Origin of the sequence: Burkholderia sp. THE68 (assembly GCF_009938265.1) — a bacterium.
Lineage (GTDB): Bacteria > Pseudomonadota > Gammaproteobacteria > Burkholderiales > Burkholderiaceae > Caballeronia.
Genome location: NZ_AP022315.1, coordinates 455,865 through 479,480, shown reverse-complemented (window position 1 = coordinate 479,480; position 23,616 = coordinate 455,865). Strand labels below are relative to the sequence as shown.

The following is a 23,616-nucleotide window of genomic DNA, read 5'->3' as shown; positions in this document are numbered from 1 at the left end:
TCACATCGTCCTGCGCGCCGCCGGCTGCTGGCGCGCCTTTCTTTCCTTCTTTCGCCGGATTGCCTCGGGCCGCCAAGGCCTTAAGCCCTCGACTCGAGCACTTCGACCGCAGGCAGCTTCTTGCCTTCCAGGAACTCCAGGAACGCGCCGCCGCCGGTCGAGATGTAGCTCACCTTGTCGTGAATGCCGTACTTCGCGATGGCCGCGAGCGTGTCGCCGCCGCCCGCGATCGAGAACGCCGACGAATCGGCGATCGCCTGCGCGAGCGTCTTCGTGCCGTTACCGAACTGGTCGAACTCGAACACGCCGACCGGGCCGTTCCACACGATCGTACCGGCCGTTTCGAGTTGAGCGGCGAGCGCCTTGGCCGTGTCCGGGCCGATGTCGAGAATCAGGTCGTCGTCGGCGACATCCGCGACGGGCTTGGTTTCCGCCTTCGCGGTCGGGGCGAATTCCTTCGCGGTGACGACATCGCTCGGAATCGGCACCGATGCGCCGCGCGTGCGCGCCTGCTCGATGATTTCCTTCGCTTCGTTGACGAGATCGGCCTCCGCGAGCGACTTGCCGATCTTGAGGCCCGACGCCAGCATGAACGTATTCGCAATGCCGCCGCCGACGATCAATTGATCGACCTTCTCGGCGAGCGACTTCAGGATGGTGAGCTTGGTCGATACCTTCGAGCCCGCGACGATCGCGACGAGCGGACGCTTCGGGTTGCCGAGCGCCTTGCCGAGCGCGTCGAGTTCGGCGGCCAGCAGCGGGCCGGCGCACGCGACAGGCGCGTACTTCGCGATGCCGTGCGTCGTGGCTTCGGCGCGGTGCGCGGTGCCGAATGCGTCGTTGACGTAGATGTCGCAAAGCTTCGCGAGCTTCTGCGCGAGGCCGTCATCGTTCTTCTTCTCGCCCTTGTTGCAGCGGCAGTTTTCCAGCAGCACGACATTGCCCGGCTGGACCTGAACGCCGTCGACCCAGTCGGCGACGAGCGGCACATCGCGGCCGAGCAACTCCGACAGGCGCGCCGCGACCGGCGCGAGCGAGTCTTCCGGCTTGAACTGCCCTTCGGTCGGGCGGCCCAGATGGGACGTGACCATCACGGCCGCGCCCGCGTCGAGAGCGGCCTTGATCGCCGGGACCGAGGCCCGCACGCGCGTGTCTTCGGTGATGTTGCCGTTATCGTCTTGCGGCACGTTGAGATCCGCGCGGATGAACACACGCTTGCCGGCGACTTTGCCTTCGGCGATCAGATCGGTGAAACGCAGTACTTTCGTCATGGGAGTCAACGTAGAGAATGAAGCGGTTCGGGCGGGGATGGCCGTCGGGGCCGGCCGGTTCGTGGAGTCGCCGCGCGCGGGCCGCCGGGCAGGACGGCTCGCGCGCGGATCAGGCTGGGGGTGATGGCCGCGCGGTGAAGCCGAACGCGCGTGCGGGAAGCGGGAGAAAGGGATCGGACAGATGAATCCGGAGATGCGCGCCAACCGCGCTCGGGCGCGTCGATGCAGCCGGGAGCGGAAGATTGGGCAACTGTAGCGCGGTGACTGCCGGAGACACTTTCGACCTCGCTCACTCGGGGAAAGACCGTCATTTTAACCGATCACCCCGCCCGCTTTTAGCGGGCAATCGTTGATGACGCGTATTTGGTTCGGCGCGCGCTTCGTCCGCTCCCGCGCTCATGCGGCAAGCCGCAGCAGCGTGAACACCAGCATGCCGATGACGATCGTGCCCATCATGCCGCGCCGCCACAAGTAATAGGCGAGCCCGGCCGCCGACGCCCACAGCGCGTGATTCGACAGCGCAATCGAAATGCCCGCGGGCGTCACGAGTAGATCCGGCACCACGACGCCCGCGAGCGCCGCGGCCGGCGCATAGCGCAGCACGCGCTGCACGCGCGGCGGCAGCACCGTGCGCTCGCCGCCCGCCAGAAAGAGCGCGCGCGTCACCGCCGTGACGACGCCCATGCCTAGGATCGCGAGCCAGATCTGCAGCGTGCTCATCGCAGGGGCCTCGTGGCGGCGGGCTTGTCGCCTTTGGCTTGGGCGGCAGGCTTCGGCGCGACGCGCTCGGCGATCATATCGGCGAGCGTACCCGCGAACAGCGCCGCGAACACCGCCAGCGGCAAGCCGAAGCGATACGGCAGATCGAACGCGAGCAGCGCAACGACGCTCGCGACGGCGACCGCCGCGAGCGTCGAGCGCGTCGCGATCGCGGAGACGATGAGCGGAATCAGCGCGAGCGTGCCGGCGAGTTCGAGCCCCCAGTTATCTGGAATCAGGCTCGCGAGCAGAATCCCGAGCACCGACGAAAGCTGCCACGAACACCAGCTCGACACCGCCAGCCCCCAGAAGAAGGCCTCCTTGCCGGGCTGCCAGCCGACCGGGAAATTTCGTTTCGAGAACATCAGATAGATGATGTCGCCGTTGAAATAGCCGAGCAGCAGACGCCGCCTCAGGGACAAATAGGAAAAGTGCGGCGCGAGCCCCGCGCTGAAGATCACGAAGCGCAGGTTGACCATCGCGGCGGTCAGCAGCACGGTCCAGAGCGGCAGCTTCGCGGCGAAGAGCGGCAGCACCGCGAGCTGCGACGAGCCCGCGTACACCGCGAACGACATGCCGAGCGCCTGCGGCACGGTCAGCACGGACTTCGTCATCGCGATGCCGGTGACGAGGCCCCAGGAGAACGTCGCCAGGACGGCGGGAGAGAAGGTGCGCACGCCCTCGAGAAATGCGCGGCGATTCGTGTCGGACAGCCGGTCGAGCATGAGCGAATGCGAGGCGAACGGGACAACCCGTGACGCCATCGCGCGGCCTCGATCGATTGCGCGATGGATCGGGAAAAACCGGGAAAATCGGGAACGATGGGCTTCGCCGTTTCACTCCGCTCTTTTCAGCGGACGGCGAAAGGGAAATTATAGCGTCGTGAAAGACGCGCCAAGATCGGTTTCGTCGCGAAAAGACGCTAAAATGACGGTCTTTCGCCGCCTTTGCGCCCTCGCCGCGCGTCTTCCCCCAGGAATTCCGCCCAAGAAAGCGCGCCGGGCGCCGCCGCCCTTCAGAACGCGGGCGGCCTGCCGAAACCCACTTGAACGAGACAGCTAGGAGAACCGTATGTCAATGGCCGACCGCGACGGCAAGATCTGGATGGATGGCAAGCTGATCGACTGGCGTGATGCCAAGATCCACGTTCTGACGCACACGTTGCACTACGGCATGGGCGTATTCGAAGGCGTGCGCGCGTACAAGACCGCGCAGGGCACGGCCATTTTCCGCCTGAAGGAACACACCAAGCGCCTGCTCAATTCGGCGAAGATTTTCCAGATGGACGTCCCGTTCGACGCCGCCACGCTCGAAGCCGCGCAACTGGAAGTCGTCAAGGCGAACAATCTCGAAAGCTGCTACATCCGCCCGATCATCTGGGTCGGTTCAGAAAAGCTCGGTGTCTCGGCCAAGGGCAACACGATCCACGTGGCCATCGCCGCGTGGCCGTGGGGCGCGTATCTCGGTGAAGACGGCCTCGCCAAGGGCATCCGCGTGAAGACGTCGTCGTTCACGCGCCATCACGTGAATGTGTCGATGGTCCGCGCGAAGGCGTCCGGCTGGTACGTGAATTCGATTCTCGCGAATCAGGAAGCCGTCGCCGACGGTTACGACGAAGCCCTGCTGCTCGATGTCGATGGCTACGTGTCCGAAGGCTCCGGCGAGAACTTCTTCCTCGTGAACAACGGCAAGATCTACACGCCGGATCTCGCCTCGTGCCTCGACGGCATCACGCGCGACACGGTCATCACGCTGGCGCGCGACTTCGGCATTCCGGTCATCGAAAAGCGCATCACCCGCGACGAGGTCTACACCTGCGACGAAGCGTTCTTCACCGGCACCGCCGCCGAAGTCACGCCGATCCGCGAGCTCGACAACCGCACGATCGGCTCCGGCGCGCGCGGCCCGATCACGGAAAAGCTGCAAAGCGCGTTCTTCGACGCCGTCGGCGGCAAGAACGAGAAGTACGCGAGCTGGCTCGCGAAGGTTTAATCGACCTCCTGCAACGCGGCGAGCCGAACGCTCGCCGCCCGCTGGACATCAGAAAAGAGATAGCAATGAGCGACCTGAAGGAAATGCCGCTGGTGGAATTGTCCGCGAAGGATCTGCCCGCGTTCTGCCCGAACCCGAAGATGCAGCGCTGGAGCACGCATCCGCGCGTGTTCATCGACGTCACGCACGGCGAAGCGCGCTGCCCGTATTGCGGCACGCGCTACAAGCTGAAAGACGGCGAAGTGGTAAAGGGCGGTCACTGAACCCGGGGCGTCACCGCCCTGCCCGTCCGCGCCGTGACAAACGGCGCACAGCAGACCCACCACAATCGACGGCCCGCCCCAAGGCGGCGGGCCGCGTTCATTTTGAGATCGGATACGACAGATGCGCCGTGCGCTGGTTATAGCACCGAACTGGATCGGTGACGCATTGATGGCGCAACCGCTCTTCACGCTCTTGCGCAAGCTCCATCCGCGTATCGCGATCGATGCGGTCGCGCCGGGCTGGGTCGCGCCCGTGCTCGAGCGCATGCCCGAGATCCGCGACGTCTACGCGACGGACCTCGCCCACGGCAAGCTGCAACTGCTGCGCCGCTGGCAGCTCGCGAGCGACTTGCGCGATGTCGGCTACGACGCCGCCTACGTGCTGCCCAACTCCGTCAAATCCGCGCTGATCCCGTGGATGGCGGGCATCAACCTGCGCATCGGTTACAAGGGCGAGAGCCGTTACGGGCTGCTCAACGTGCGGCACGCGAATCCGCCGAAGTCCGAGCGCCCGCCGATGACCGCGCACTACGCCGCCCTCGCCTACGCGCCGGGCGCGAAGCTGCCGTTCGTCGACAGGTTCGCCCAGCCCGATGCCGCCGCGCAGCCCGACGCGCAGACGCTGCCGGTGCCGCGCCTCGAAGCCGATCCGAACGAAGCCGCGCGCGTCTCGACGCGCTTCAATCTGGATACGCGCACGCCGCTCGTCGTGTTCTGTCCCGGCGCGGAGTACGGCCCGGCCAAGCGCTGGCCGCCGGAGCATTTCGCGTCGCTGGCGCAGTTCATCGCGCAGTCGTTTCCGTATGCGCGCATCATCGCGCTCGGTTCGAAGAAGGATGCGCCGATCGCGCAGGCCATCGCGGAGCGCGCGCCGATGGTGCGCAACCTGTGCGGCCAGACCTCGCTCGGCGAGGCGTGCGCGCTGATTTCGCGGGCGAGCGCGGTGGTCACCAACGATTCCGGCCTGATGCACGTCGCGGCGGCGTCGCGCCGGCCGCTCGTCGCGGTCTACGGCTCGACCGATCCGCGCCACACGCCGCCCTTGTCCGATCTCGCAAAGGTACAATGGCTGCATCTTGAATGCAGTCCGTGCTTTGCCCGCGAGTGTCCGCTCGGTCATCTGAACTGCCTTCGCGAACTCTCGGCCGAACAGGTCTTCGGCGATTTGCGCGGGATGCTGCTCGCGCATCGCTGATGTTGCGCTCACGCGTCGAAAACGCGTGAGCATATCGACGGTTTCGAGCCGTGTGTGCGGGTGCGGACACGCGAATGTCTCCGAACGGGGGCATGCTTTGACCAATGACCGATGCAGCGCGCCGTACCATCGCCCCGCCTGGAAGCGGCCTGGCGCGGCGCCGAGCACCGAATGCCAGAGACCCACGAGCCATGCCACGTTTCGCCCGCCTCTTCGAAGCCGCCGCCGATACTCTCAACGCTTACTATCAGGCAGTCGCGGACAGCAGCATCGACAGTGTGATGTCGCTGTGGATCGACGAGGAGTTCGCTACCTGCGTCTGCGCGGACGGCACGCATCTGCACGGGCTGGACAGCATCCGCGCCGGTCTCGGCAAGCAATTCGAAACGCAGCCCGTGACCATCGAGCCGCTCGATATCCGCGTGTACGACAGCCTGGGCACGGTCGTGTATGCGATCGCCGAGGCGCATCAGCCGGCCAAACCGGCGAGCACGCCGCGCATGATCTACACGACCTACGTGATGGTCCATGAGCGCGGCGAGTGGCGCATCGCGCATATTCACGCGAGCGAGATGCCGATGGAAACGGCAGGCCAGTTCGCAGCCAAGCTGCGTCACGGTCAGGGACCGCTGCACTGAAGCAGATCTGAAGAAGACGTCTGTCGGGGAGGGGCCATGAAGCGCGATCCGTTGATGAAACACGATTCGTCGTTCGTGGACAAAGCGCCCGCCGTGGCACTGAAGGCAACCGTGCGCGAGCTCGCGGTGCCGGGTTCGGAATGGCTCTACAACGCGCCGCGCTGGCTGCCGACGAGCCACGCGCAGACCATCGTTCCGGCGTTGTTCGGCCGCAAGCCTGTCGTGAATTACCGGCGCGAGCGCTGGAACACGCCGGACGGCGATTTCATCGATCTCGACTTTCTCGCACACGATCCCGCCGATCCCAACCATCAACCGGCCGCGAACGCCCCGCTCTTCGTGCTGTTCCACGGCCTCGAAGGCAACTCCGACTCCCACTACGCCCGCACGATGATGGCCGCCGCCCGCGCGCGCGGCTGGCACGGCGTCGTGCCGCATTTTCGCAGTTGCAGCGGCCCGCTCAATCTGTTGCCGCGCTTCTACCATCTCGCGGACAGCGCCGAAATCGACTGGATTCTGCGGCGGCTCGCGAAAGCGCATCGCGGGCCGATCGTTGCGGCGGGCGTGTCGCTCGGCGGCAATGTGCTCTTGCACTGGCTGTGCGAGCGCGGCAGCGATGCATCGATCGTCAGCGCGGCCGCCGCCATCTCCGCGCCGCTCGACGTCCACGCGGGCGGCCTCGCGATCTCGCAGGGCTTCGGCCTGGTCTATACGCGCAGCTTCCTGAAATCGCTCAAGAAGAAAGCGTTCGCGAAACTCGGCCAGTATCCCGGTCTGTATGACCGCGACGCCGTGCTCGCCGCGCGCACGCTGTACGAGTTCGACAATGTCGTCACCGCGCCCCTGCACGGCTTTCGCGACACCAATCACTACTGGTCGACGGCGACCGTGCGCGCGCATCTGAAGCACATCGAAGTGCCGGCGCTCTTGCTGAACGCGCGCAACGACCCGTTCCTGCCCGAGTTCGCGCTGCCCTCGCTCGCCGAAGTATCGACGCGCGTGACGCTCGATCAGCCGAACCACGGCGGGCACGTCGGCTTCATGACGGGACCGTTCCCGGGCCGGATCGACTGGCTGTCGCTGCGCGTGTTCGGTTATCTGGAGAACTTCGTTTCGTGAACGATCATGGATGAAATCGTCAAGCAGGCGCTCGCCAAATGGCCCAACGTTCCGCATTGCACGGGCTGGCTGCTGCTCGACCGGCGCGGCCAGTGGCGCATGCGCGACGACGCGGCGCAAGCCGCCGGCGAACTGGGTGCGCCGATCCGGCATGAAGCGCTGCTCGGCTTCATCAACCGCAATTACGAAAGCGACGCCGACGGCCAGTGGTTCTTTCAGAACGGTCCGCAGCGCGTGTACGTGGAACTGGTCTACACGCCGTGGATCGTGCGCCTGCATGAGCTCGACGGCGCGTTGCGCCTGACCGATCAGGCCGGCGCGGCGTTCGAGCCCGCGCAGGCGTGGATCGACGACGAAGGCGGCATCCTGTTCGCCGATGCATCGACTACCCGCGTGGCCGCGCTGCACGACCACGATCTCGAACTGTTCGCGGATCACGCGTCGCTCGACGACGCCGGCAAGAGCGGCGTGTTCCATTGGCGCGAAGGCGTCGATCTGCCCGTGCAGCCGATCCCCCGCGCCGACGTCGCCACGCGCTTCGGCTTCGTCGCGAGTCCTGCCGCGCGCGCCGCGTCGCACGGCTGACTCAGCCGTTCCTCTCCAGCTCGCGCTCTTCCTTGTAGCGCGTCTCGAAATCGCGCAGGCGCGCGGCGATCGTCGAGAGTTCGTAGAAGCTCGCGCTCTTCACGTCGCGCGCTTCCTTCAGTTGCCGGATCGCCGATGGCCACGCGCCGTCCAGCGCGAATTTCTCGGCCATTGCCTGATGCTGTTGCAGCGGATCGTTGAGGCCGGCGCTCGCCTGCGCGAGATAAAGCCACCAATCGGCGCGCGTCGGTTCGGCACGCGTTTCGTGGCGTGCGAGCGTCTGCGCTTCCGCGAAACGGCGCGCGCTCAGCAGCGCCTGCAGATGCACGTCGATGGCCGCGTGCGATTCCGGCCAGCGCTTCTGCGCGATGTCCGCGAGGCGAATCGCGTCGTCGTTGCGGCCCGCGCGGCGCGCGATGTCGGCGGCGAGCACGTCGAGACTCGGCGTGCTGCGCAGCGCCGGCGGCACGGGCTGCGGTTTGGGCGCCGGCGCCGATGCCGCCGCCGTTCGGCCCTCGACGTGAACCGGCGGCAGCGCGATGTCGCTGCCGGCGCGAGACGGCTTCGCGGGTGTCGCCTCGGGCTGCGGCGCGTGGCCGAGGCTCAGCGGCGCGCGTGCATTGTTGAGCGGCGTGACGGTCATCGAAGCGTCGGCGTTGCGCAGCGATGGCTCGCCGCTCTTGCGTGGCGTCACGGGCGGCGCGCTTGCGACGGTCTCCTTCGACGCGCGCACGCGATCTTCCTGCTGAACCTGCGCCGATGCCGCCGCCGCGCTCGCCTCTTCGCCCTCGAACAGCTTGCGTGCCTTCGCGAGCGCATCGTTGGCCGCGGCGAAGTCGCCCGTCAGCGATTGCGCGAGCGCGATGCCGTACCAGTTCGACGCCGGATTGAGCGCCGTCTGGTCCTCGATTTCCGATCTGAGCCGGCTCGCGACCTCGCGATAATCGCTCGCGTAATTCACCTGCAGAACGCGCGCGCGGGCGCGCACGAACGCATACTCCGCCGACTGACGCGGCTGCCGGTACGGCACGCGCCGCGCGCGGCCTTCCATATCGGCGATGCGATCGGTCGTGAGCGGATGCGTGCGAACGTAGGGCGGCACGCCGTTATCGGCCATCGTCGAACGGTCGAGGCGTTCGAAGAACGCGACCATCGCGTAGGGATCGTAGCCGGCGGCCGTGAGCATCTGAAAACCGACGCGGTCGGCCTCGTGCTCGGCCGCACGCGAGAAACGCAGTTGGTTGTCGACGGCGAACGCCTGGCCGCCCATCGCGAGGCCCATGCCGAGGTCGCCGCTGTGCGCGAGCAGGCCCGCGAGCAGACCGGCGAGCATGCCGGCGAGCGCGGCGTAGCTGCTTTTTTCCTGCGTGCCGAGCATCCGCGCGATGTGTCGCTGGAGCACGTGACCCATTTCGTGGCCGATGACCGACGCCAGTTCCGATTCCGTCTGCGTCGCCGCGATCAACCCGGTGTTCACGCCGATGAAACCGCCCGGCATCGAAAACGCGTTGATTTGCGGATCGCGCACGGCGAAGAGGTCGAAATCGGGCCGATAGCCGCCGAGATACTGCACGGCGGCTGCGGCCGAAAGCTTCGACGAAATCGAGTCGAGGTAGTCGCGCAGCAGCCAGTCGTCGAGATAGTCGGGATCGGCGCGCACTTCGCGCATCATCCGCTCGCCGATTTTGCGTTCGGCTTGCGGCGTGAGCGAGCCGCCGGAGCCGTCGCCGAGTTCCGGAAGCTGCATCGACGCGAGCGGCGCGCGCAGGCCGGACATCGTGCCGGGGCGGTTCGCGAAGCGGCTTTCGGCGCCGCCATAGACGCCGAACACGCCTTCCGCGACGTTAGCGGGCAGTTCGCCGCCCGCTTTTTCCTGCGACGAGCGCAGTTGCGAGGCGGCAAGCGTGCCGGTCGAGCTTGCGGAGGGCGAGCTCGATTGCGCCAGCGCCGCGGGCGGCATGGCGAGGGTGACGCTCAGCAGGAAGACGAGCACACGGCTCGGACGTGTCGAATGCATGGCGCGAAACCGGCGCGGCGAACGATGTTCGGCTCGAAAACTTGAACGAGCTTATCGTATCAAGTGTTGCGCGTGGGACGTCGCGTGCCGGCCGTGCGTTGCCCCGGCCCGCGACGTTTCGCGAAAAATCGCGCGAATTCACGCTGGTATGATAGGCGCCCATTCGAAGGAGACGCTATGTCCGGACTCACCCATTTCGACGCCGCCGGCGAGGCGCACATGGTCGATGTCGGCGCGAAGAACGAAACGCGGCGAGTCGCCGTGGCGCGCGGCTCGATCGCGATGCTCGAAGGCACGCTCGCCCTGATCCGCGAAGGCCGCGCGAAAAAAGGCGACGTGCTCGGCGTCGCGCGCATCGCCGCGATTCAGGGCGCGAAGCGCACGGCCGATCTGATTCCGCTGTGTCATCCGCTGGCGCTCACGCGCGTCGCGGTGGATTTTTCGATCGATGAAACGCTGCCCGGCGTGCATTGCGAAGTGCGCGTGGAGACAGTCGGGCGCACGGGTGTGGAGATGGAAGCGCTGACCGCGGTGCAGGTCGGATTGCTGACGATCTATGACATGTGCAAGGCGGTGGATCGGGGGATGACCATCACCAATGTGAAGGTGATGGAGAAGCATGGGGGAAAGTCGGGGGATTGGGTGGCGGAAGATCACGCATCGCCGGCACCCTGACCTCACTCCTCCTCATCATCGTCCGCCGACGGCGCCTGATCCGGCAACGGCACGCCATAGCGCTTCACCAGATCCGCCTTGAACGACGCCAGCGGCTTGCCCGCTTCGTCGGCCAGATCGTAGACGGCCAACAGCTGCTTCGGCCAGTCGTGCAGTTGCGTCGCGAAGATCTTGAGACGCGCCATCGTGTCGAGCGCCTCGTCGCGTTGCCCGGCGAGCGCCTGCAGCACCGCATATCGCCGCAACACGGTCTCGCCGGGTAACAGCGCAATCGCCTTGCGGTGCGCGGCCAGCTTCTCTTCGACGTTCTGCGCGTTGATCGGCAACAGCGTCGCCGCGCCGTATTCGCCCCACGCCGTGAACAGGAACGACGGATTGTCGCGATACTGCTCAGCCGGCCGCGAGCCGTAGTACAGCACTTCGGCGCGGTTGTAATCGCGCATCGTCGGATACAGCGCCGCGAGGCCGCCGAGCACGAGCACGACATAGACGCCATACGACAGCGGCCGCGCGACGAGCCGCAACGGACGCGTCTCCAGCAAACCGATGACGAGCATCGCGGGCATCAGGAAGAACATGTACTGCTGCGGATATTCGACGAGCGCGTGCATCATCAGCACGCCGAGCAGCGAGAGCCCGAAAATGCGCGCCGGCGTCTGCGGCGCGCGCAATACGCGAATCAGCCAGAACACGACGCCCGCGACCAGAATCGCCACGCCGAGCGCGCCTGTTTTCGCCAGCAGATCGATGAAAATATCGTGTGCATTGTTCGCAATCTCGACGCCGCCCAGATCGCGCACGAGATCGAACTGATAGCGCGGAAACTCGCCCCAGCCGACGCCCAGCAGCGGATGCGTCTTGAACATCGTCCAGCCGTACTTCCAGAGCGCGAGACGCGGCGCGATCTGACTCGCTTCCTGCATGCGCTCCGCCGCCGATTGGGCAAGCCCGAAGTCGTAGCGCAGGTTCGCCCAGCGCACCGCCGCATTCACCGCGAAAAACACGATCGCGAGCAGAACCGGGACGAGCCACGCGCGTGCGTCGCGCCGGCCCGGACCGTCGAAGCCTTCCGACGCGACCGGCCGGCCCAGCACGAAGGCCATCCAGAAACCGGCGACGACGATCACCGCCGTCTGCAGCCACGGCCCGCGCGATACCGTAAGCGCGAGCCCGAGCGAATACACCGCCGACAGGATCAGCCACAGCACGATGGGCAAGCGCCGCGTCTGCACGAAATACAGCGCACCGGCCAGCGCGAACGCGATGACAGTCGCCAGGTGATTCGCCTGCGCCATGTTGCCGAACGGACGCCGCTCGACCATCACGTTGTACGCCACCACGAAGGGCGTGAACTTCACTTCGAGATGCAGCAACTGCACGATCTGGCAGAAGACGGCGAACAGGCCGCCGACCATCAGCGCCGCCGCGCCGATGCGCAGCGTCTTCTCCGCAAGTCCCGCGCGCACGAAGCCGAAGCCCGTATGCACGGCGACGAACGATGCGAGCAGATACGCGCCGCCGAGCCAGTTCATCGATGGTTGCGCGACCGGCAGCAACACCGTCTGCGCGACCAGCAACACGCCGAACGCGAGCGGCATCAGCGCGACGACCGGCGACGCGAACGGCACCTTCGGCTCCGATACCCGCACGAGCAGCGCGACCGTCGCGCCGAGCGCCAGATAAAGCGCAAGCGCGCTGTATTCGGCGTAGAAAGTCGGAATCGGATACGTGTGGTTGACGACCCCGAAAGGAATCGTCAACGCAAGACACAGGACGGCAAAGCAGAGAAAGCGCGCGTATTGGGAAGGCATGAGGGACAGGGAACGTCGGCAACCGGCGCACTATACAAAACTTTGCCCGCGCTGTCCGGCGAACGGCTGGATTTGCTACGAAATCGCTGCCTTTCGCGCAAAAACGACGCCGGGGATGCGCGGCGGCGCTGTAAATGCTGCCGCCGCGCCCAGCTCTCTCGCACCGCTTACGTGCGGCACTCGGGCGGTGCGAGGTTGGCCGGCAAGGTCGGCGCCTGCGCCGGCATCGGGCCCGCACCCGGCGCGGGCAGCGACGATTGCGTCTTCGCGCCCGCGAAACACTCCCACGTCAACGATCCTGCCTGCACCGCCCCACGGCTGAGCGCGACGCGCGCGGTCGGGGTCTCGGCGTTGTCGGGCGTCGAGGGCACGAGCACGAGCGTGTTCGAGCCATCGGGCGCGACGCGCGTCGTGTAGGCGATCGTGATCTGGCCATTGTCGCTGTCGACGCGAATGGACTCGATGTTGCGCGTGCCCGGCGGCGCCACGAAGCCACCCGCGAAATCGACGCCGTTCGCCGCGTTCTCCGCCACCGCGAGCCGCGCCGGCGCCGCGAGCGCCATGCCCTCGCCTACGCGGCTTCGCGCCAGATAGTCCTGATATGCGGGTATCGCGTAGGCCGCGATCACGCCGACGATCGCGAGCACGATCATCAATTCGATCAAGGTGAAGCCTCGCGCCGCCGCCTCTTTGGCGCGACACATCCAGCTCAATACGCGCCGTCCGCGCGGTGCGCTGAAACCACAAACCATCGTCGTCATTGCTGCTCCCAGAAGTACGAAAAGCGCCCGCCGCGCAATGCGGACGGACGCTTCGATCGTATTCAGTGCATGCAACGTGCAACAGTCGGCCGAACGGCCTAGGCATGTGCGCCGACGCTAGCGCATCAGCCCGCCGCGCGATTGACGTCGGCGAGCGCGCGGCGCTTGAGCAGCCATCCCACGGCGACGACGAACAGCGCGCCGCCGACGCGCGCCGCATAGCCCACGAGTTCTGTATTGAGCGCGGGCCAGCGGTCGATGAACGGATCGTCGATGATGAGGCCGCCCGCGATCCACCCGAGCAGGCCCGCGCCGACCAGCACGACCGCCGGGAAGCGATCGAGCAGTTTCAGCACCAGCGTGCTGCCCCACACGATGAGCGGAATGCTGACGATGAGCCCGAAGATCACCAGCGCAAGCCGATGCTGCGGATCGGCGGCCTCTGCCGCGCCCGCGATCGCGATCACGTTGTCGAGACTCATCACCGCGTCCGCGATGACGATCGTTTTCACTGCCGCCCACAGCCGGTCCGACGCGTTGATCTGATGCTCGTCGTGATCCGGCTGCATCAGCTTCACGCCGATCCACAGCAGCAGCACGCCGCCGACGAACTTGAGGAACGGAATGTCGAGCAGCATCACCGCGAACGCAATCAGCACCACGCGCAAGAGGATCGCGCCCAGCGTGCCGAGCACGATGCCGCGGGTGCGCTGCCGATCGGGCAGATTGCGGCAGGCGAGCGCGATCACGACGGCGTTGTCGCCGCCGAGCAGGATGTCGATCACGATGATCTGAACGACCGCGCCCCAATGGAGCGTAGAAAAGAATTCGAGCATGGAGCAGATTGAGAATCTGTCGCCAAAATAAAAAAGCGAGGAAGCAACGCTCCCTCGCTTTTCATCGGGCGGTTTTCAGAGTTTTGCGAAAGGAATCAGTAAGAGTACCAAACCCCGCCGCATTCTGCCCGCTTCGTTACAGCACCGACTTCAACAGACGAGCCATCTCCGACGGGTTCTTCGTCACCTTGATGCCGCACGCGTCCATGATTTCGAGCTTGGCGTCCGCCGTGTCCGCGCCGCCCGAGATCAGCGCGCCTGCGTGGCCCATGCGCTTGCCCGGAGGCGCCGTCACGCCCGCGATGAAGCCGACGACCGGCTTCTTCATGTTGTCCTTGATCCAGTAAGCGGCGTTCGCTTCGTCCGGACCGCCGATCTCGCCGATCATGATGACGGCGTCCGTGTCCGGATCGTCGTTGAACATCTTCATCACGTCGATGTGCTTCAGACCGTTGATCGGATCGCCGCCGATACCGACCGCCGAGGACTGGCCGAGGCCCAGCGCCGTCAGCTGGCCGACCGCTTCGTACGTCAGCGTGCCCGAGCGCGACACCACGCCGATGCGGCCCTTCTTGTGGATGTGACCCGGCATGATGCCGATTTTCAGCTCGTCCGGCGTGATCGTGCCGGGGCAGTTCGGTCCGAGCAGCAGCGTCTTGCGGTTTTCGCGGCGCATGCGGTCCTTGATTTCCAGCATGTCGCGAACCGGAATGCCTTCCGTGATGCAGATCGCGAGATCGAGATCGGCCTCGACGGCTTCCCAGATCGCTGCGGCCGCGCCCGCGGGCGGCACGTAGATGACCGAAACGGTCGCGCCGGTTTCCGCCTTCGCTTCCTTCACGGACGCGTAGATCGGAATGCCTTCGAAGTCTTCGCCGGCCTTCTTCGGATTCACGCCCGCGACATAGGCTTCACGGCCGTTCGCGTATTCGCGGCAGGCGCGCGTGTGGAACTGGCCAGTCTTGCCGGTGATGCCCTGCGTGATGACCTTCGTGTCTTTGTTGATCAGAATCGACATGTAGTGACCTCTGTTCGTTTGGCGTCGCGATGCTCACGCACGCGCCGCCATTCGTATCTGGTGGAACGCTCTCTTAGGCTCGGTAAGCAGACGCGCTTACTTGCCTTCGGCAGCCGCGACGACCTTCTGCGCGGCTTCTTCCATGCTGTCGGCCGAGATGATCGGCAAGCCCGAATCCGCCAGCATCTTCTTGCCGAGGTCTTCGTTCGTGCCCTTCATGCGCACGACGAGCGGCACCTTCAGATCCACCGCCTTCGACGCCACGATCACGCCTTCCGCGATCACGTCGCAGCGCATGATGCCGCCGAAGATGTTGACGAGGATCGCCTTCAGGTTCGGGTTCTTCAGCATCAGCTTGAAGGCTTCGGTCACCTTTTCGGTGGTCGCGCCGCCGCCGACGTCGAGGAAGTTGGCCGGCTCGCCGCCGAACAGCTTGATGGTGTCCATCGTCGCCATCGCGAGGCCCGCGCCGTTCACCAGACAGCCGATGTTGCCATCGAGCGAGATGTAGGCGAGGTCGAACTTCGATGCTTCGACTTCAGCCGGATCTTCTTCGTCCAGATCGCGGTACGCGACGATTTCCGGATGACGGAACAGCGCGTTCGCATCGAAGTTGAACTTGGCGTCGAGCGCGATCACCTTGCCGTCGCCGGTCAGGATCAGCGGGTTGATTTCGGCGAGCGATGCGTCGGTGTCGAAGAAAGCCTTGTACAGGCCTTGCAGGATCGCGCGCGCTTGCGGCACCGATGCGTCGGGGATGCCGATCTTGCGGGCCAGGTCGTCCGCTTCCGCATCCTTCAGGCCCGTGGCGGGATCGACGGGCAGCTTGTGCAGCAGCTCGGGCGTCTTTTCCGCGACTTCTTCGATGTCCATGCCGCCTTCGCTCGACGCCATCACGACGATCTTCTGCGAAACGCGATCGAGCACGAGGCCGACGTACAGTTCCTTCTTGATGTCCGCGCCTTCTTCGATCAGCAGGCGATTCACCTTCTGGCCTTCGGGACCGGTCTGGTGCGTGACGAGCTGCATGCCGAGGATCTGGTTCGCGTACTCGCGGACCTGTTCGATCGACTTCGCGACCTTCACGCCGCCGCCCTTGCCGCGGCCGCCAGCGTGAATCTGCGCCTTGACGACCCAAACCGGACCGCCCAGCTCTTGCGCGGCCTTGACCGCATCATCCACCGAGAACACGGGTGTGCCGCGCGGGACCGCGACGCCGAATTTCCGCAGGATTTCCTTACCCTGGTACTCGTGAATCTTCATGCGTGATTCCTTCAGTCTGAGAGTTGGAGTGAACTTCTATGTGCTTGAACCGCTGATTTTTCGATTCTTCTTTGAATTCCGTGCGTGCGCGCAAGCGCTGCCTGCGCCCTACGAGGCGGATTTCGTCTCCGCCTTGTCCTGTACCGTCGTTGCGGATTCGGATGCGTCGGCCGGCGTGTAGCCGAACCACCGCGGGTAATACTCCCTGACCGCGGGCCCGTCAAAACGCAATGCGTGGCAACGGCCGAGCTGGAACGGCGGCTCGTCGTGCGCTGCAGTCGCGGGGTCCGATGCATCGGCTTGCTTGAACGGATTGCCGTCTTCGATCTTCCAGACGTCGCCGGCGAATGCCTGAATGGCGGCCGTCGGCAAGACACCGCACAACTCGGTGAGATGCGTGCAGCCGGCCGCGCCGCGCAGCACCTTGTTGGCTTCGCGGCGAAAACTTTGCAACAGATTGAGCCCGATGAGCTTGCGATAGACCGGATTGGACTCCGCGCACAGACCGCCATAAGGCGACCAGTCCGACGACGCTTCGACGTCGACGATGGTGAGCTTGCGGTCGATGGTAATGCGCAGCCAGAGTTCATGGATCGGCAGGCCGTGTGACCGGACGCCCGTCGCGAGGCGAAAGTCGCGCGGCTTCTCATCGGTTAGACAGGCTTCGATGTCCCACAGGCCGTCGTCACGCTCGAACGCTTCCAGCCGAATCACGCGACGATGGCGCAATTGTCGGGGAGCGGGAGGCGAGAGAGGCATGCTGGAGTGAGCCGGTACGGGGAAAACCGTGCAATTTTAGCATATTGGGTATTCCGGGCCGGGCATGCGCCTGACGATTGGAACGTGCGTGCGAATCGGGCTGGGCGGGTGCGGCGCTCAGTCGTCGACGGGCTCGTCGGTCCAGTCTTCGTCGCCGCCCTTGAGAATCTTCCCAATGGTGCCGCCAGAAAACCCGCGCGCGGCCAGAAAGCGCGCTTGTCTCGCGCGCTCGGCGGGCGTTTCGGGCAGCACGCCGTACTTCTTCTCCCACACGGCCTGAGCGCGTGCGGTTTCGGATTGCGCGAGCTTGTCCGCGGTTTCGCTGATGAGCGTGTCGCCGACGGCGTGGCGCTTCAGTTCGCTGATGATTCTGCTGCCACCCATGCGCGGCGCCCGCCGATGCACGACGCTTTCGACGAAGCGCTCGTTCGACAGCCAGCCATCACGTTCGAGACTGTCGAGCAATGTTTCGAGCGGATCGGCTTCTTCCGCATACGGACGCAGCTTTCGCGACAACTCCGCGCGGCTGTATTCGCGCCGCGAAAGAAAGCCGAGCGCGCGCGCCTTCAACGAGCGTTGCGGACGTTTGGGATCGTTGAGTTCGCTTGCCGAAGTCTTGCGAACGCGTTGGCTGGAACGGCTGTAGACCGATTCACCCGATTCGGCGCGCGCCGGTTCAACGGGCGCGCATTGTTCGAAGGGCTCGAAGGGATCTGCGTCTTCGAATGGGTCGCTGAAGGGAGTGGAGTCGGGCTCGGCGGGTTTGCGCGCAGGCTCGGCATGCGGTGCGCGATCAGCGGGACGTGCCTTCGGCTGCTCGGCCGCCTGCTTCAGCAAAGTGCGCGCTTGCTCCAGACGCGCGGCGCGTTCTCTGGTCTTGCGCGTGAATCCGCTCGACTTGGTCGATGCAGGGCGCCGCTCACTGCTCCGCTCGTAGCGACCGGCGGATTCGGAACCGTCGCCGGTTGCTTCATCCGCCGCGTCAGTCTTCGATCCGAACGGGCGCTTGCGCATCGTCCTTCAGGCCCGATGCTTACTCGGCGTCGGCGGCGTCCGCACCCGCGACGACGGCTTCACCCATCGCGGCCACGCCCAGCGATTCGCGGATCTTGTTCTCGATCTCGCGTGCGATGTCCGGATTCTCGCGCAGGAATTCGCGCGCGTTGTCCTTGCCCTGACCGATGCGATCACCGTTGTAGCTGTACCAGGCGCCCGCCTTGTCGACCAGCTTCGCCTGCACGCCCAGATCGATGATTTCGCCCTGACGCGAGATGCCTTCGCCATAAAGGATGTCGAAGATGGCCTCGCGGAACGGCGGCGACACCTTGTTCTTCACGACCTTCACGCGCGTCTCGTTGCCGATGACTTCGTCGTTCTTCTTGATCGAACCGATACGGCGGATATCCAGACGCACCGACGAATAGAACTTGAGCGCGTTGCCGCCCGTGGTGGTTTCCGGGTTGCCGAACATCACGCCGATCTTCATGCGGATCTGGTTGATGAAGATGACGAGGCAGTTCGTGCGCTTGATCGAGCCGGTGAGCTTGCGCAGCGCCTGCGACATCAGACGCGCCTGCAGACCCGGCAGCGAGTCGCCCATTTCGCCTTCGATTTCCGCTTTCGGCACGAGCGCCGCGACCGAGTCGATGACGATCATGTCGATGGAACCGGAGCGCACCAGCGCGTCCGTGATTTCCAGCGCCTGCTCGCCCGTGTCCGGCTGCGAGATCAGCAGTTCCTGCACGTTCACGCCGAGCTTGCCCGCGTATTGCACGTCGAGCGCGTGTTCCGCGTCGATGAACGCCGCCGTGCCGCCGAGCTTCTGCATCTCGGCGATCACCTGCAGCGTGAGCGTGGTCTTGCCCGACGACTCGGGACCGTAGATTTCCACGACACGCCCGCGCGGCAGACCGCCGACGCCGAGCGCGATGTCCAGTCCGAGCGAACCGGTGGACACCACCTGAATGTCTTCGACCGCCTCACCTGCGCCGAGCCGCATGATCGACCCTTTGCCGAATTGCTTTTCGATCTGCGAGAGCGCGGCGGCCAGGGCTTTGCTCTTGTCCGCAGTCATTCCAGCCGGGCCTTTCTTGCTTTCTTCCATGAATCGTCCTTTGCTATGATGAACGGCGTCTGAGGCAGTGTTCACGGGCTCTTTTCGCAGCTAACACAAGCATACGAAACCGCCTTTCTCACTCACGCAGACACTGTATAAAAAAACAGTAGTTTTTGCAAGCATGGATGCGCGTGGCGCAGCTTTTTTTCCACGTCGCGCGACCCGCGCAAAAACCACGACACACTGGAGACCGCCGCGCCGGGCGACGAACCGTGCCGGCAATGCCGATGCGCTTCATCGCGCGAGGCATGGCGTACAAAGGCGCACACGACGATGCGAATCCTCATTGCCGAAGACGACAGCATACTCGCGGACGGCCTCGTCCGATCACTCCGCCAATCGGGATACGCCGTAGACCATGTCAGGCATGGCGTCGAGGCGGACACCGCGCTTTCCCTTCAGACTTTCGACCTGCTGATCCTCGATCTCGGCCTGCCGCTCATGCCCGGTCTCGAAGTGCTGCGACGCCTGCGCGCGCGCAATTCACAGATGCCCGTGCTGATCCTCACCGCCGCCGACAGCGTCGACGAACGCGTGAAAGGCCTCGATCTCGGCGCGGACGACTATATGGCGAAACCCTTCGCGCTCAACGAACTCGAAGCGCGCGTGCGGGCGTTGACCCGGCGCGGCGCGGGCGGCGGCCCGACGGTCGTGAAACACGGTTCGCTCACGTTCGATCAGGTGGGACGCATCGCGACGATCGGCGATCAGGTGATCGATCTCTCCGCGCGCGAGCTCGGCGTGCTCGAAGTGCTGCTGCAAAGAACCGGCCGGCTCGTATCGAAAGAACAGCTCGTCAATCATCTGTGCGAGTGGGGCGAGGAAGTCAGCAACAACGCGATCGAGGTCTACGTGCATCGGCTGCGCAAGAAGATCGAGCCGAGCGGCGCGAAGATCATCACCGTGCGCGGTCTCGGCTACACGCTGGAGAAGGCGGGTGTCACGGCGAACGGCGCACACGGCGCGAGCCCGCCGCCATCGGGCGAAACCGCCAGCCAGCACTATAAGTAAGCCGCATGGCGTCGCCCGCTTCCACCGAATCGCACGAGTCGAAAATCCACGCCGAAGCGGGCGCCGCCGATTCCGACGCCGAGCGCGACGCGCGCTACGCCAACCCGTTCGCGCCGCCCGACGAACTCGAGCCCGACGACGAAACGCATCCGCGCTCGCTGTTCGGCGAGATTCTCGACTGGATGCTCGCGCCGCTTCTGCTGCTCTGGCCGATGAGCATCGCGGTGACGTATCTCGTCGCGAAGTCGATCGCGAACGGCCCGTTCGACCGCGCGCTCGAAGCCGATGCCTATGTGCTCGCGCGCCAGATCCAGCCCGTCAACGGCGTCGCCGAATTGCGGCTTCCCGATGCGACGCGCGATTTCCTGCGCGCCGACAACGTCGACAGCGTGTTCTTCCAGGTCCTCGGCACGCGCGGCGAGCTGGTCGGCGGCGACCGCGACATGCCCTTGCCGCACGACGACGACCGTCCGCAGCCCGGCATCGTCGAGTTTCGCGACGACGTGCTGCGCGGCAACGACATCCGCGTCGCCTATACGACCGTCGATCTGCCGCAACTCGCTCCCGGACGCGATCCGGACAGCACGCAGCCGGTGCTCGTGCAGGTGGCCGAAACGCTCGACAAGCGCAGCCAGCTCGCCAACGACATCATCAAGGGCGTGATCCTTCCGCAGTTCGTGATCCTGCCGCTCGCGATCATCCTCGTGTGGTTCGGGCTCTCGCGGGGGCTCGCGCCGCTGCATGCGCTGCAATCGAACATCCGCGCGCGCCGTCCCGACGATCTCTCGCCGCTCCAGGCCGGCAGCGCGCCGCCGGAGATCGCGCCGCTCGTCGCGTCGTTCAACGATCTGCTGACGCGCCTCGAACAGAACATGGAGTTCCAGAAGCGCTTTATCGCCGATGCCGCGCATCAGATGAAGACGCCGCTTGCGGGCCTGCGCATGCAGGCCGAACTGGCGATGCGCCAGGATGTATCGGCGGAAGTGCAGCGTTCGCTCGAACAGATCGCGACCAGCTCCGAGCACGCGGCGCGCCTCGTCACGCAATTGCTCGCGCTCGCGCGAGCCGAGAATCGGGCGACCGGGCAGATCTTCACGCGCATCGTGCTGACCGACCTCGCGCGGCTCGCCGTGCGCGACTGGGTGCAAGCCGCGCTCGCCAAGCGCATGGACCTCGGTTATGAAGAGCCGCCGTTCCCGGTCGAGGTGGAAGGCAATGTCGTGATGCTGCGCGAGATGCTGTCGAACCTGATCGACAACGCGATCCGATACACGCCGGCGGGCGGGCGCATCACCGTGCGCGTGCGGACCGACGACAGCGATCTCGATCTCGTGTATCTCGAAGTGGAAGACACGGGACTCGGGATTCCTGCGGCGGAGCGCGAACGCGTGGTCGAGCGGTTCTACCGCATCCTCGGACGTGAAGGCGACGGCAGCGGCCTCGGCCTTGCGATCGTCAAGGAGATCGCGGCGATGCACGGCGGCGCGCTTGCTATCGAGGATCACGTCTATCAGGAGAGCCCGCGTCGCGCCGGAACCCTCGTGCGCGTCAGCCTGCAGCGGGTTTTTCCTGCCCGGGACAAACCCTGAGCGTCAGGATCGAGAAATTGCTGTAGACACGCGAGAAGAACGACATTAGGCGAATTTAAACGATCGTTCTAAACGGATGCGCGACAAATCCGCGCAATTAGGAATTTCTTCGAGCGCCCGGACTTCCGAGTCCGCGTCAGAACGCCGTAAGTTTTCGTTCCAATAATCGTTGCACCGGAGCCGCCTAGTCGCGGACCGACATATTCGAATATCAAATCAGGAGACGATATGGCTACGGTTGAGGGGCGCGTGTCACACGCACCGATGACGGCGGAGGAGAAGAAAGTCATCTTCGCCTCGTCGCTCGGCACGGTGTTCGAATGGTATGACTTCTATCTGGCGGGCTCGCTCGCCGTCTACATCAGCAAGACCTTTTTCTCCGGCGTCAATCCGACAGCGGGCTTCATCTTCACCTTGCTGGGTTTCGCGGCGGGCTTCGCGGTGCGGCCGTTCGGCGCGATCGTGTTCGGGCGGCTCGGCGACATGGTCGGACGCAAGTACACGTTCCTCGTGACGATCGTCATCATGGGTCTGTCGACGTTCCTGATCGGCTTCCTGCCCGGATACGCGACGATCGGCATCGCGGCGCCAGTGATCTTCATCGCGATGCGGCTGTTGCAGGGTCTCGCGCTCGGCGGCGAATACGGCGGCGCGGCGACGTATGTCGCGGAACATGCGCCTTCGAACAAGCGCGGCGCGTGGACGGCGTGGATCCAGACCACGGCGACGCTCGGCCTGTTCATCTCGCTGATCGTGATTCTCGCGGTTCGCACGATCATGGGCGAGGAGCAGTTCGGCGCGTGGGGCTGGCGCATCCCGTTCCTCGTATCGATCCTGCTGCTCGCGATCTCGGTGTGGATCCGCATGAAGCTGCACGAGTCGCCCGTGTTCGAGCGCATCAAGGCCGAGGGCAAGACCTCGAAGGCGCCGCTCACGGAAGCGTTCGGCGAGTGGAAGAACCTGAAGATCGTGCTGCTCGCGCTGTTCGGCCTGACGGCGGGTCAGGCCGTCGTGTGGTACACGGGCCAGTTCTACTCCCTCTTCTTCCTCACGCAGACGCTGAAGGTCGATGGCACCAGCGCGAACATCATGGTGGCCGTCGCGCTCTTGATCGGCACGCCGTTCTTCGTGTTCTTCGGGTCGCTGTCGGATCGTATCGGGCGCAAGCCGATCATCATGGCGGGCTGCCTGATCGCCGCGCTCTCCTTCTTCCCGCTCTTCAAGGCGCTCGCGCACTACACCAACCCGACGCTCGAAGCCGCGACGCAGAAGTCGCCGATCGTCGTGATCGCCAATCCGGACGAGTGCTCGTTCCAGTTCAATCCGGTGGGCACGGCGAAGTTCACGAGCTCCTGCGATATCGCGAAGAGCGCGCTGTCGAAGGCGGGTCTGAACTATGAGAACGTGGCGGCGCCGGCGGGCACGCAGGCGCAGATCAAGGTCGGCGAGACCGTGGTGAACACCTACGACGGCAAGGCCGGCGATGCGAAGGCGCAAGGTGCGGCGTTCGACAAGACGCTCGCCGGCACGCTGAAGAGCGCGGGCTATCCGGCGAAGGCCGATCCGGCGCTGATCAACTGGCCCATGGCGATCGTGATCCTGACGATCCTCGTGATCTTCGTGACGATGGTGTATGGGCCGATCGCGGCGATGCTGGTCGAGATGTTCCCGGCGCGGATCCGCTATACGTCGATGTCGCTGCCGTATCACATCGGCAATGGCTGGTTCGGCGGCTTCCTGCCGGCGACGGCCTTCGCGATCGTCGCGGCCAAGGGCGATATCTACTCGGGGCTGTGGTATCCGATCGTGATCGCGCTGGCGACGTTCGTGATCGGCATGCTGTTCGTGAAGGACACGCGCAAGTCGAACGTGTATCACGAGGATTGATGCTGGCCGCTCTTAAGAAATCGTAGAGGAGGGGTTGACAGTGCGATCGCC

22 protein-coding genes are annotated in these 23,616 nt (G+C 65.1%); 10 read left to right on the top strand and 12 right to left on the bottom strand.

Annotated features, from left to right (window positions below; genetic code table 11):
- Positions 1 to 80 precede the first annotated feature (80 nt).
- The 3 genes from BTHE68_RS02300 to BTHE68_RS02290 all read right to left on the bottom strand — a co-directional run bounded on the left by BTHE68_RS02300 (position 81) and on the right by BTHE68_RS02290 (position 2,755).
- Positions 81 to 1,271 carry a phosphoglycerate kinase gene (locus BTHE68_RS02300; RefSeq protein ID WP_162064965.1) on the bottom strand — a complete coding sequence of 397 codons (1,191 nt, stop codon included), beginning with the start codon at positions 1,269 to 1,271 and terminating at the stop codon, positions 81 to 83.
- Positions 1,272 to 1,667: 396 nt separating this feature from the next.
- Complete coding sequence (locus tag BTHE68_RS02295) at positions 1,668 to 1,991, bottom strand: AzlD domain-containing protein (RefSeq protein ID WP_162064964.1); 324 nt, start codon at positions 1,989 to 1,991, stop codon at positions 1,668 to 1,670.
- Entirely contained in the window at positions 1,988 to 2,755 is a 768-nt protein-coding gene (locus BTHE68_RS02290; RefSeq protein ID WP_162066750.1) for an AzlC family ABC transporter permease, read from the bottom strand. The genes BTHE68_RS02295 and BTHE68_RS02290 overlap by 4 nt, the downstream gene beginning before the upstream one ends.
- A gap of 346 nt (positions 2,756 to 3,101) precedes the next feature.
- Between BTHE68_RS02290 and BTHE68_RS02285 the strand changes: the two genes are divergently transcribed.
- From BTHE68_RS02285 to BTHE68_RS02260, 6 genes are all read left to right on the top strand, one after another.
- Entirely contained in the window at positions 3,102 to 4,022 is a 921-nt protein-coding gene (locus tag BTHE68_RS02285) for a branched-chain amino acid transaminase (RefSeq protein ID WP_087130887.1), read from the top strand.
- Positions 4,023 to 4,087: 65 nt separating this feature from the next.
- The gene (locus tag BTHE68_RS02280) at positions 4,088 to 4,285 is read left to right on the top strand and encodes a zinc-finger domain-containing protein (protein WP_162064963.1); all 198 of its coding nucleotides are present in this window, start codon (positions 4,088 to 4,090) and stop codon (positions 4,283 to 4,285) included.
- 121 nt (positions 4,286 to 4,406) lie between these two features.
- Entirely contained in the window at positions 4,407 to 5,480 is a 1,074-nt protein-coding gene (waaF, locus tag BTHE68_RS02275; RefSeq protein ID WP_061172902.1) for a lipopolysaccharide heptosyltransferase II, read from the top strand.
- 191 nt (positions 5,481 to 5,671) lie between these two features.
- The gene (locus BTHE68_RS02270) at positions 5,672 to 6,118 is read left to right on the top strand and encodes a nuclear transport factor 2 family protein (RefSeq protein ID WP_162064962.1); all 447 of its coding nucleotides are present in this window, start codon (positions 5,672 to 5,674) and stop codon (positions 6,116 to 6,118) included.
- Positions 6,119 to 6,154: 36 nt separating this feature from the next.
- Positions 6,155 to 7,237: a YheT family hydrolase gene (locus BTHE68_RS02265; protein ID WP_162064961.1), complete on the top strand. Its 1,083-nt coding sequence runs from the start codon at positions 6,155 to 6,157 to the stop codon at positions 7,235 to 7,237.
- A 6-nt stretch (positions 7,238 to 7,243) separates the two neighbouring features.
- Positions 7,244 to 7,822, top strand: a complete 579-nt coding sequence (locus BTHE68_RS02260) for a DUF2946 family protein (RefSeq protein WP_162064960.1) — start codon at positions 7,244 to 7,246, stop codon at positions 7,820 to 7,822.
- Between the two features lies 1 nt (position 7,823).
- Here BTHE68_RS02260 and BTHE68_RS02255 read toward each other — a convergent pair whose 3' ends face one another.
- Positions 7,824 to 9,839: a M48 family metalloprotease gene (locus BTHE68_RS02255; RefSeq protein ID WP_162064959.1), complete on the bottom strand. Its 2,016-nt coding sequence runs from the start codon at positions 9,837 to 9,839 to the stop codon at positions 7,824 to 7,826.
- Positions 9,840 to 10,016: 177 nt separating this feature from the next.
- Between BTHE68_RS02255 and moaC the strand changes: the two genes are divergently transcribed.
- Entirely contained in the window at positions 10,017 to 10,514 is a 498-nt protein-coding gene (gene moaC / locus BTHE68_RS02250; RefSeq protein WP_162064958.1) for a cyclic pyranopterin monophosphate synthase MoaC, read from the top strand.
- A gap of 2 nt (positions 10,515 to 10,516) precedes the next feature.
- Here moaC and BTHE68_RS02245 read toward each other — a convergent pair whose 3' ends face one another.
- The 8 genes from BTHE68_RS02245 to recA form a co-directional block, all read right to left on the bottom strand.
- Positions 10,517 to 12,325, bottom strand: a complete 1,809-nt coding sequence (locus BTHE68_RS02245) for a PglL family O-oligosaccharyltransferase (RefSeq protein WP_162064957.1) — start codon at positions 12,323 to 12,325, stop codon at positions 10,517 to 10,519.
- Between the two features lie 167 nt (positions 12,326 to 12,492).
- Complete coding sequence (locus tag BTHE68_RS02240) at positions 12,493 to 13,077, bottom strand: pilin (RefSeq protein WP_502710576.1); 585 nt, start codon at positions 13,075 to 13,077, stop codon at positions 12,493 to 12,495.
- A 134-nt stretch (positions 13,078 to 13,211) separates the two neighbouring features.
- A complete protein-coding gene (locus tag BTHE68_RS02235; RefSeq protein ID WP_162064955.1) occupies positions 13,212 to 13,922 on the bottom strand; it encodes a TerC family protein in 711 nt (236 codons plus the stop codon).
- A gap of 136 nt (positions 13,923 to 14,058) precedes the next feature.
- On the bottom strand, positions 14,059 to 14,940 hold the full coding sequence (gene sucD / locus BTHE68_RS02230; RefSeq protein ID WP_035497975.1) for a succinate--CoA ligase subunit alpha: 882 nt from the start codon (positions 14,938 to 14,940) through the stop codon (positions 14,059 to 14,061).
- A gap of 96 nt (positions 14,941 to 15,036) precedes the next feature.
- Positions 15,037 to 16,218 carry an ADP-forming succinate--CoA ligase subunit beta gene (gene sucC, locus BTHE68_RS02225; RefSeq protein WP_353622644.1) on the bottom strand — a complete coding sequence of 394 codons (1,182 nt, stop codon included), beginning with the start codon at positions 16,216 to 16,218 and terminating at the stop codon, positions 15,037 to 15,039.
- A gap of 93 nt (positions 16,219 to 16,311) precedes the next feature.
- Positions 16,312 to 16,962: a DUF2889 domain-containing protein gene (locus tag BTHE68_RS02220; RefSeq protein ID WP_162064953.1), complete on the bottom strand. Its 651-nt coding sequence runs from the start codon at positions 16,960 to 16,962 to the stop codon at positions 16,312 to 16,314.
- A gap of 117 nt (positions 16,963 to 17,079) precedes the next feature.
- Positions 17,080 to 17,976 (bottom strand): recombination regulator RecX, encoded by an 897-nt coding sequence (gene recX / locus BTHE68_RS02215; protein WP_162064952.1) that lies wholly within the window; start codon positions 17,974 to 17,976, stop codon positions 17,080 to 17,082.
- Between the two features lie 19 nt (positions 17,977 to 17,995).
- On the bottom strand, positions 17,996 to 19,066 hold the full coding sequence (recA, locus tag BTHE68_RS02210; protein ID WP_162064951.1) for a recombinase RecA: 1,071 nt from the start codon (positions 19,064 to 19,066) through the stop codon (positions 17,996 to 17,998).
- 285 nt (positions 19,067 to 19,351) lie between these two features.
- Here recA and BTHE68_RS02205 point away from each other — a divergent pair, with 285 nt between their 5' ends.
- From BTHE68_RS02205 to BTHE68_RS02195, 3 genes are all read left to right on the top strand, one after another.
- Positions 19,352 to 20,089, top strand: coding sequence for a response regulator transcription factor (locus BTHE68_RS02205; protein ID WP_162064950.1), 738 nt, complete (start codon positions 19,352 to 19,354; stop codon positions 20,087 to 20,089).
- A gap of 5 nt (positions 20,090 to 20,094) precedes the next feature.
- Positions 20,095 to 21,678: a sensor histidine kinase gene (locus BTHE68_RS02200; protein ID WP_162064949.1), complete on the top strand. Its 1,584-nt coding sequence runs from the start codon at positions 20,095 to 20,097 to the stop codon at positions 21,676 to 21,678.
- A gap of 228 nt (positions 21,679 to 21,906) precedes the next feature.
- Positions 21,907 to 23,565: an MFS transporter gene (locus tag BTHE68_RS02195; RefSeq protein WP_061172887.1), complete on the top strand. Its 1,659-nt coding sequence runs from the start codon at positions 21,907 to 21,909 to the stop codon at positions 23,563 to 23,565.
- Positions 23,566 to 23,616: the final 51 nt, after the last annotated feature.

Coding starts and splice junctions, on each gene's coding strand:
- BTHE68_RS02245 (WP_162064957.1), bottom strand. CDS start 12,325: ATGCCTTCCCAATACGCGCGCTTTCTCTGCTTTGCCGTCCTGTGTCTT.
- recX (WP_162064952.1), bottom strand. CDS start 17,976: ATGCGCAAGCGCCCGTTCGGATCGAAGACTGACGCGGCGGATGAAGCA.
- BTHE68_RS02270 (WP_162064962.1), top strand. CDS start 5,672: ATGCCACGTTTCGCCCGCCTCTTCGAAGCCGCCGCCGATACTCTCAAC.
- BTHE68_RS02300 (WP_162064965.1), bottom strand. CDS start 1,271: ATGACGAAAGTACTGCGTTTCACCGATCTGATCGCCGAAGGCAAAGTC.
- BTHE68_RS02205 (WP_162064950.1), top strand. CDS start 19,352: ATGCGAATCCTCATTGCCGAAGACGACAGCATACTCGCGGACGGCCTC.
- BTHE68_RS02285 (WP_087130887.1), top strand. CDS start 3,102: ATGTCAATGGCCGACCGCGACGGCAAGATCTGGATGGATGGCAAGCTG.
- BTHE68_RS02290 (WP_162066750.1), bottom strand. CDS start 2,755: ATGCTCGACCGGCTGTCCGACACGAATCGCCGCGCATTTCTCGAGGGC.
- BTHE68_RS02295 (WP_162064964.1), bottom strand. CDS start 1,991: ATGAGCACGCTGCAGATCTGGCTCGCGATCCTAGGCATGGGCGTCGTC.
- BTHE68_RS02200 (WP_162064949.1), top strand. CDS start 20,095: ATGGCGTCGCCCGCTTCCACCGAATCGCACGAGTCGAAAATCCACGCC.
- BTHE68_RS02255 (WP_162064959.1), bottom strand. CDS start 9,839: ATGCATTCGACACGTCCGAGCCGTGTGCTCGTCTTCCTGCTGAGCGTC.
- moaC (WP_162064958.1), top strand. CDS start 10,017: ATGTCCGGACTCACCCATTTCGACGCCGCCGGCGAGGCGCACATGGTC.
- BTHE68_RS02280 (WP_162064963.1), top strand. CDS start 4,088: ATGAGCGACCTGAAGGAAATGCCGCTGGTGGAATTGTCCGCGAAGGAT.
- sucD (WP_035497975.1), bottom strand. CDS start 14,940: ATGTCGATTCTGATCAACAAAGACACGAAGGTCATCACGCAGGGCATC.
- BTHE68_RS02220 (WP_162064953.1), bottom strand. CDS start 16,962: ATGCCTCTCTCGCCTCCCGCTCCCCGACAATTGCGCCATCGTCGCGTG.
- BTHE68_RS02195 (WP_061172887.1), top strand. CDS start 21,907: ATGGCTACGGTTGAGGGGCGCGTGTCACACGCACCGATGACGGCGGAG.
- BTHE68_RS02235 (WP_162064955.1), bottom strand. CDS start 13,922: ATGCTCGAATTCTTTTCTACGCTCCATTGGGGCGCGGTCGTTCAGATC.
- recA (WP_162064951.1), bottom strand. CDS start 19,066: ATGGAAGAAAGCAAGAAAGGCCCGGCTGGAATGACTGCGGACAAGAGC.
- BTHE68_RS02265 (WP_162064961.1), top strand. CDS start 6,155: ATGAAGCGCGATCCGTTGATGAAACACGATTCGTCGTTCGTGGACAAA.
- BTHE68_RS02260 (WP_162064960.1), top strand. CDS start 7,244: ATGGATGAAATCGTCAAGCAGGCGCTCGCCAAATGGCCCAACGTTCCG.
- waaF (WP_061172902.1), top strand. CDS start 4,407: ATGCGCCGTGCGCTGGTTATAGCACCGAACTGGATCGGTGACGCATTG.
- BTHE68_RS02240 (WP_502710576.1), bottom strand. CDS start 13,077: ATGGTTTGTGGTTTCAGCGCACCGCGCGGACGGCGCGTATTGAGCTGG.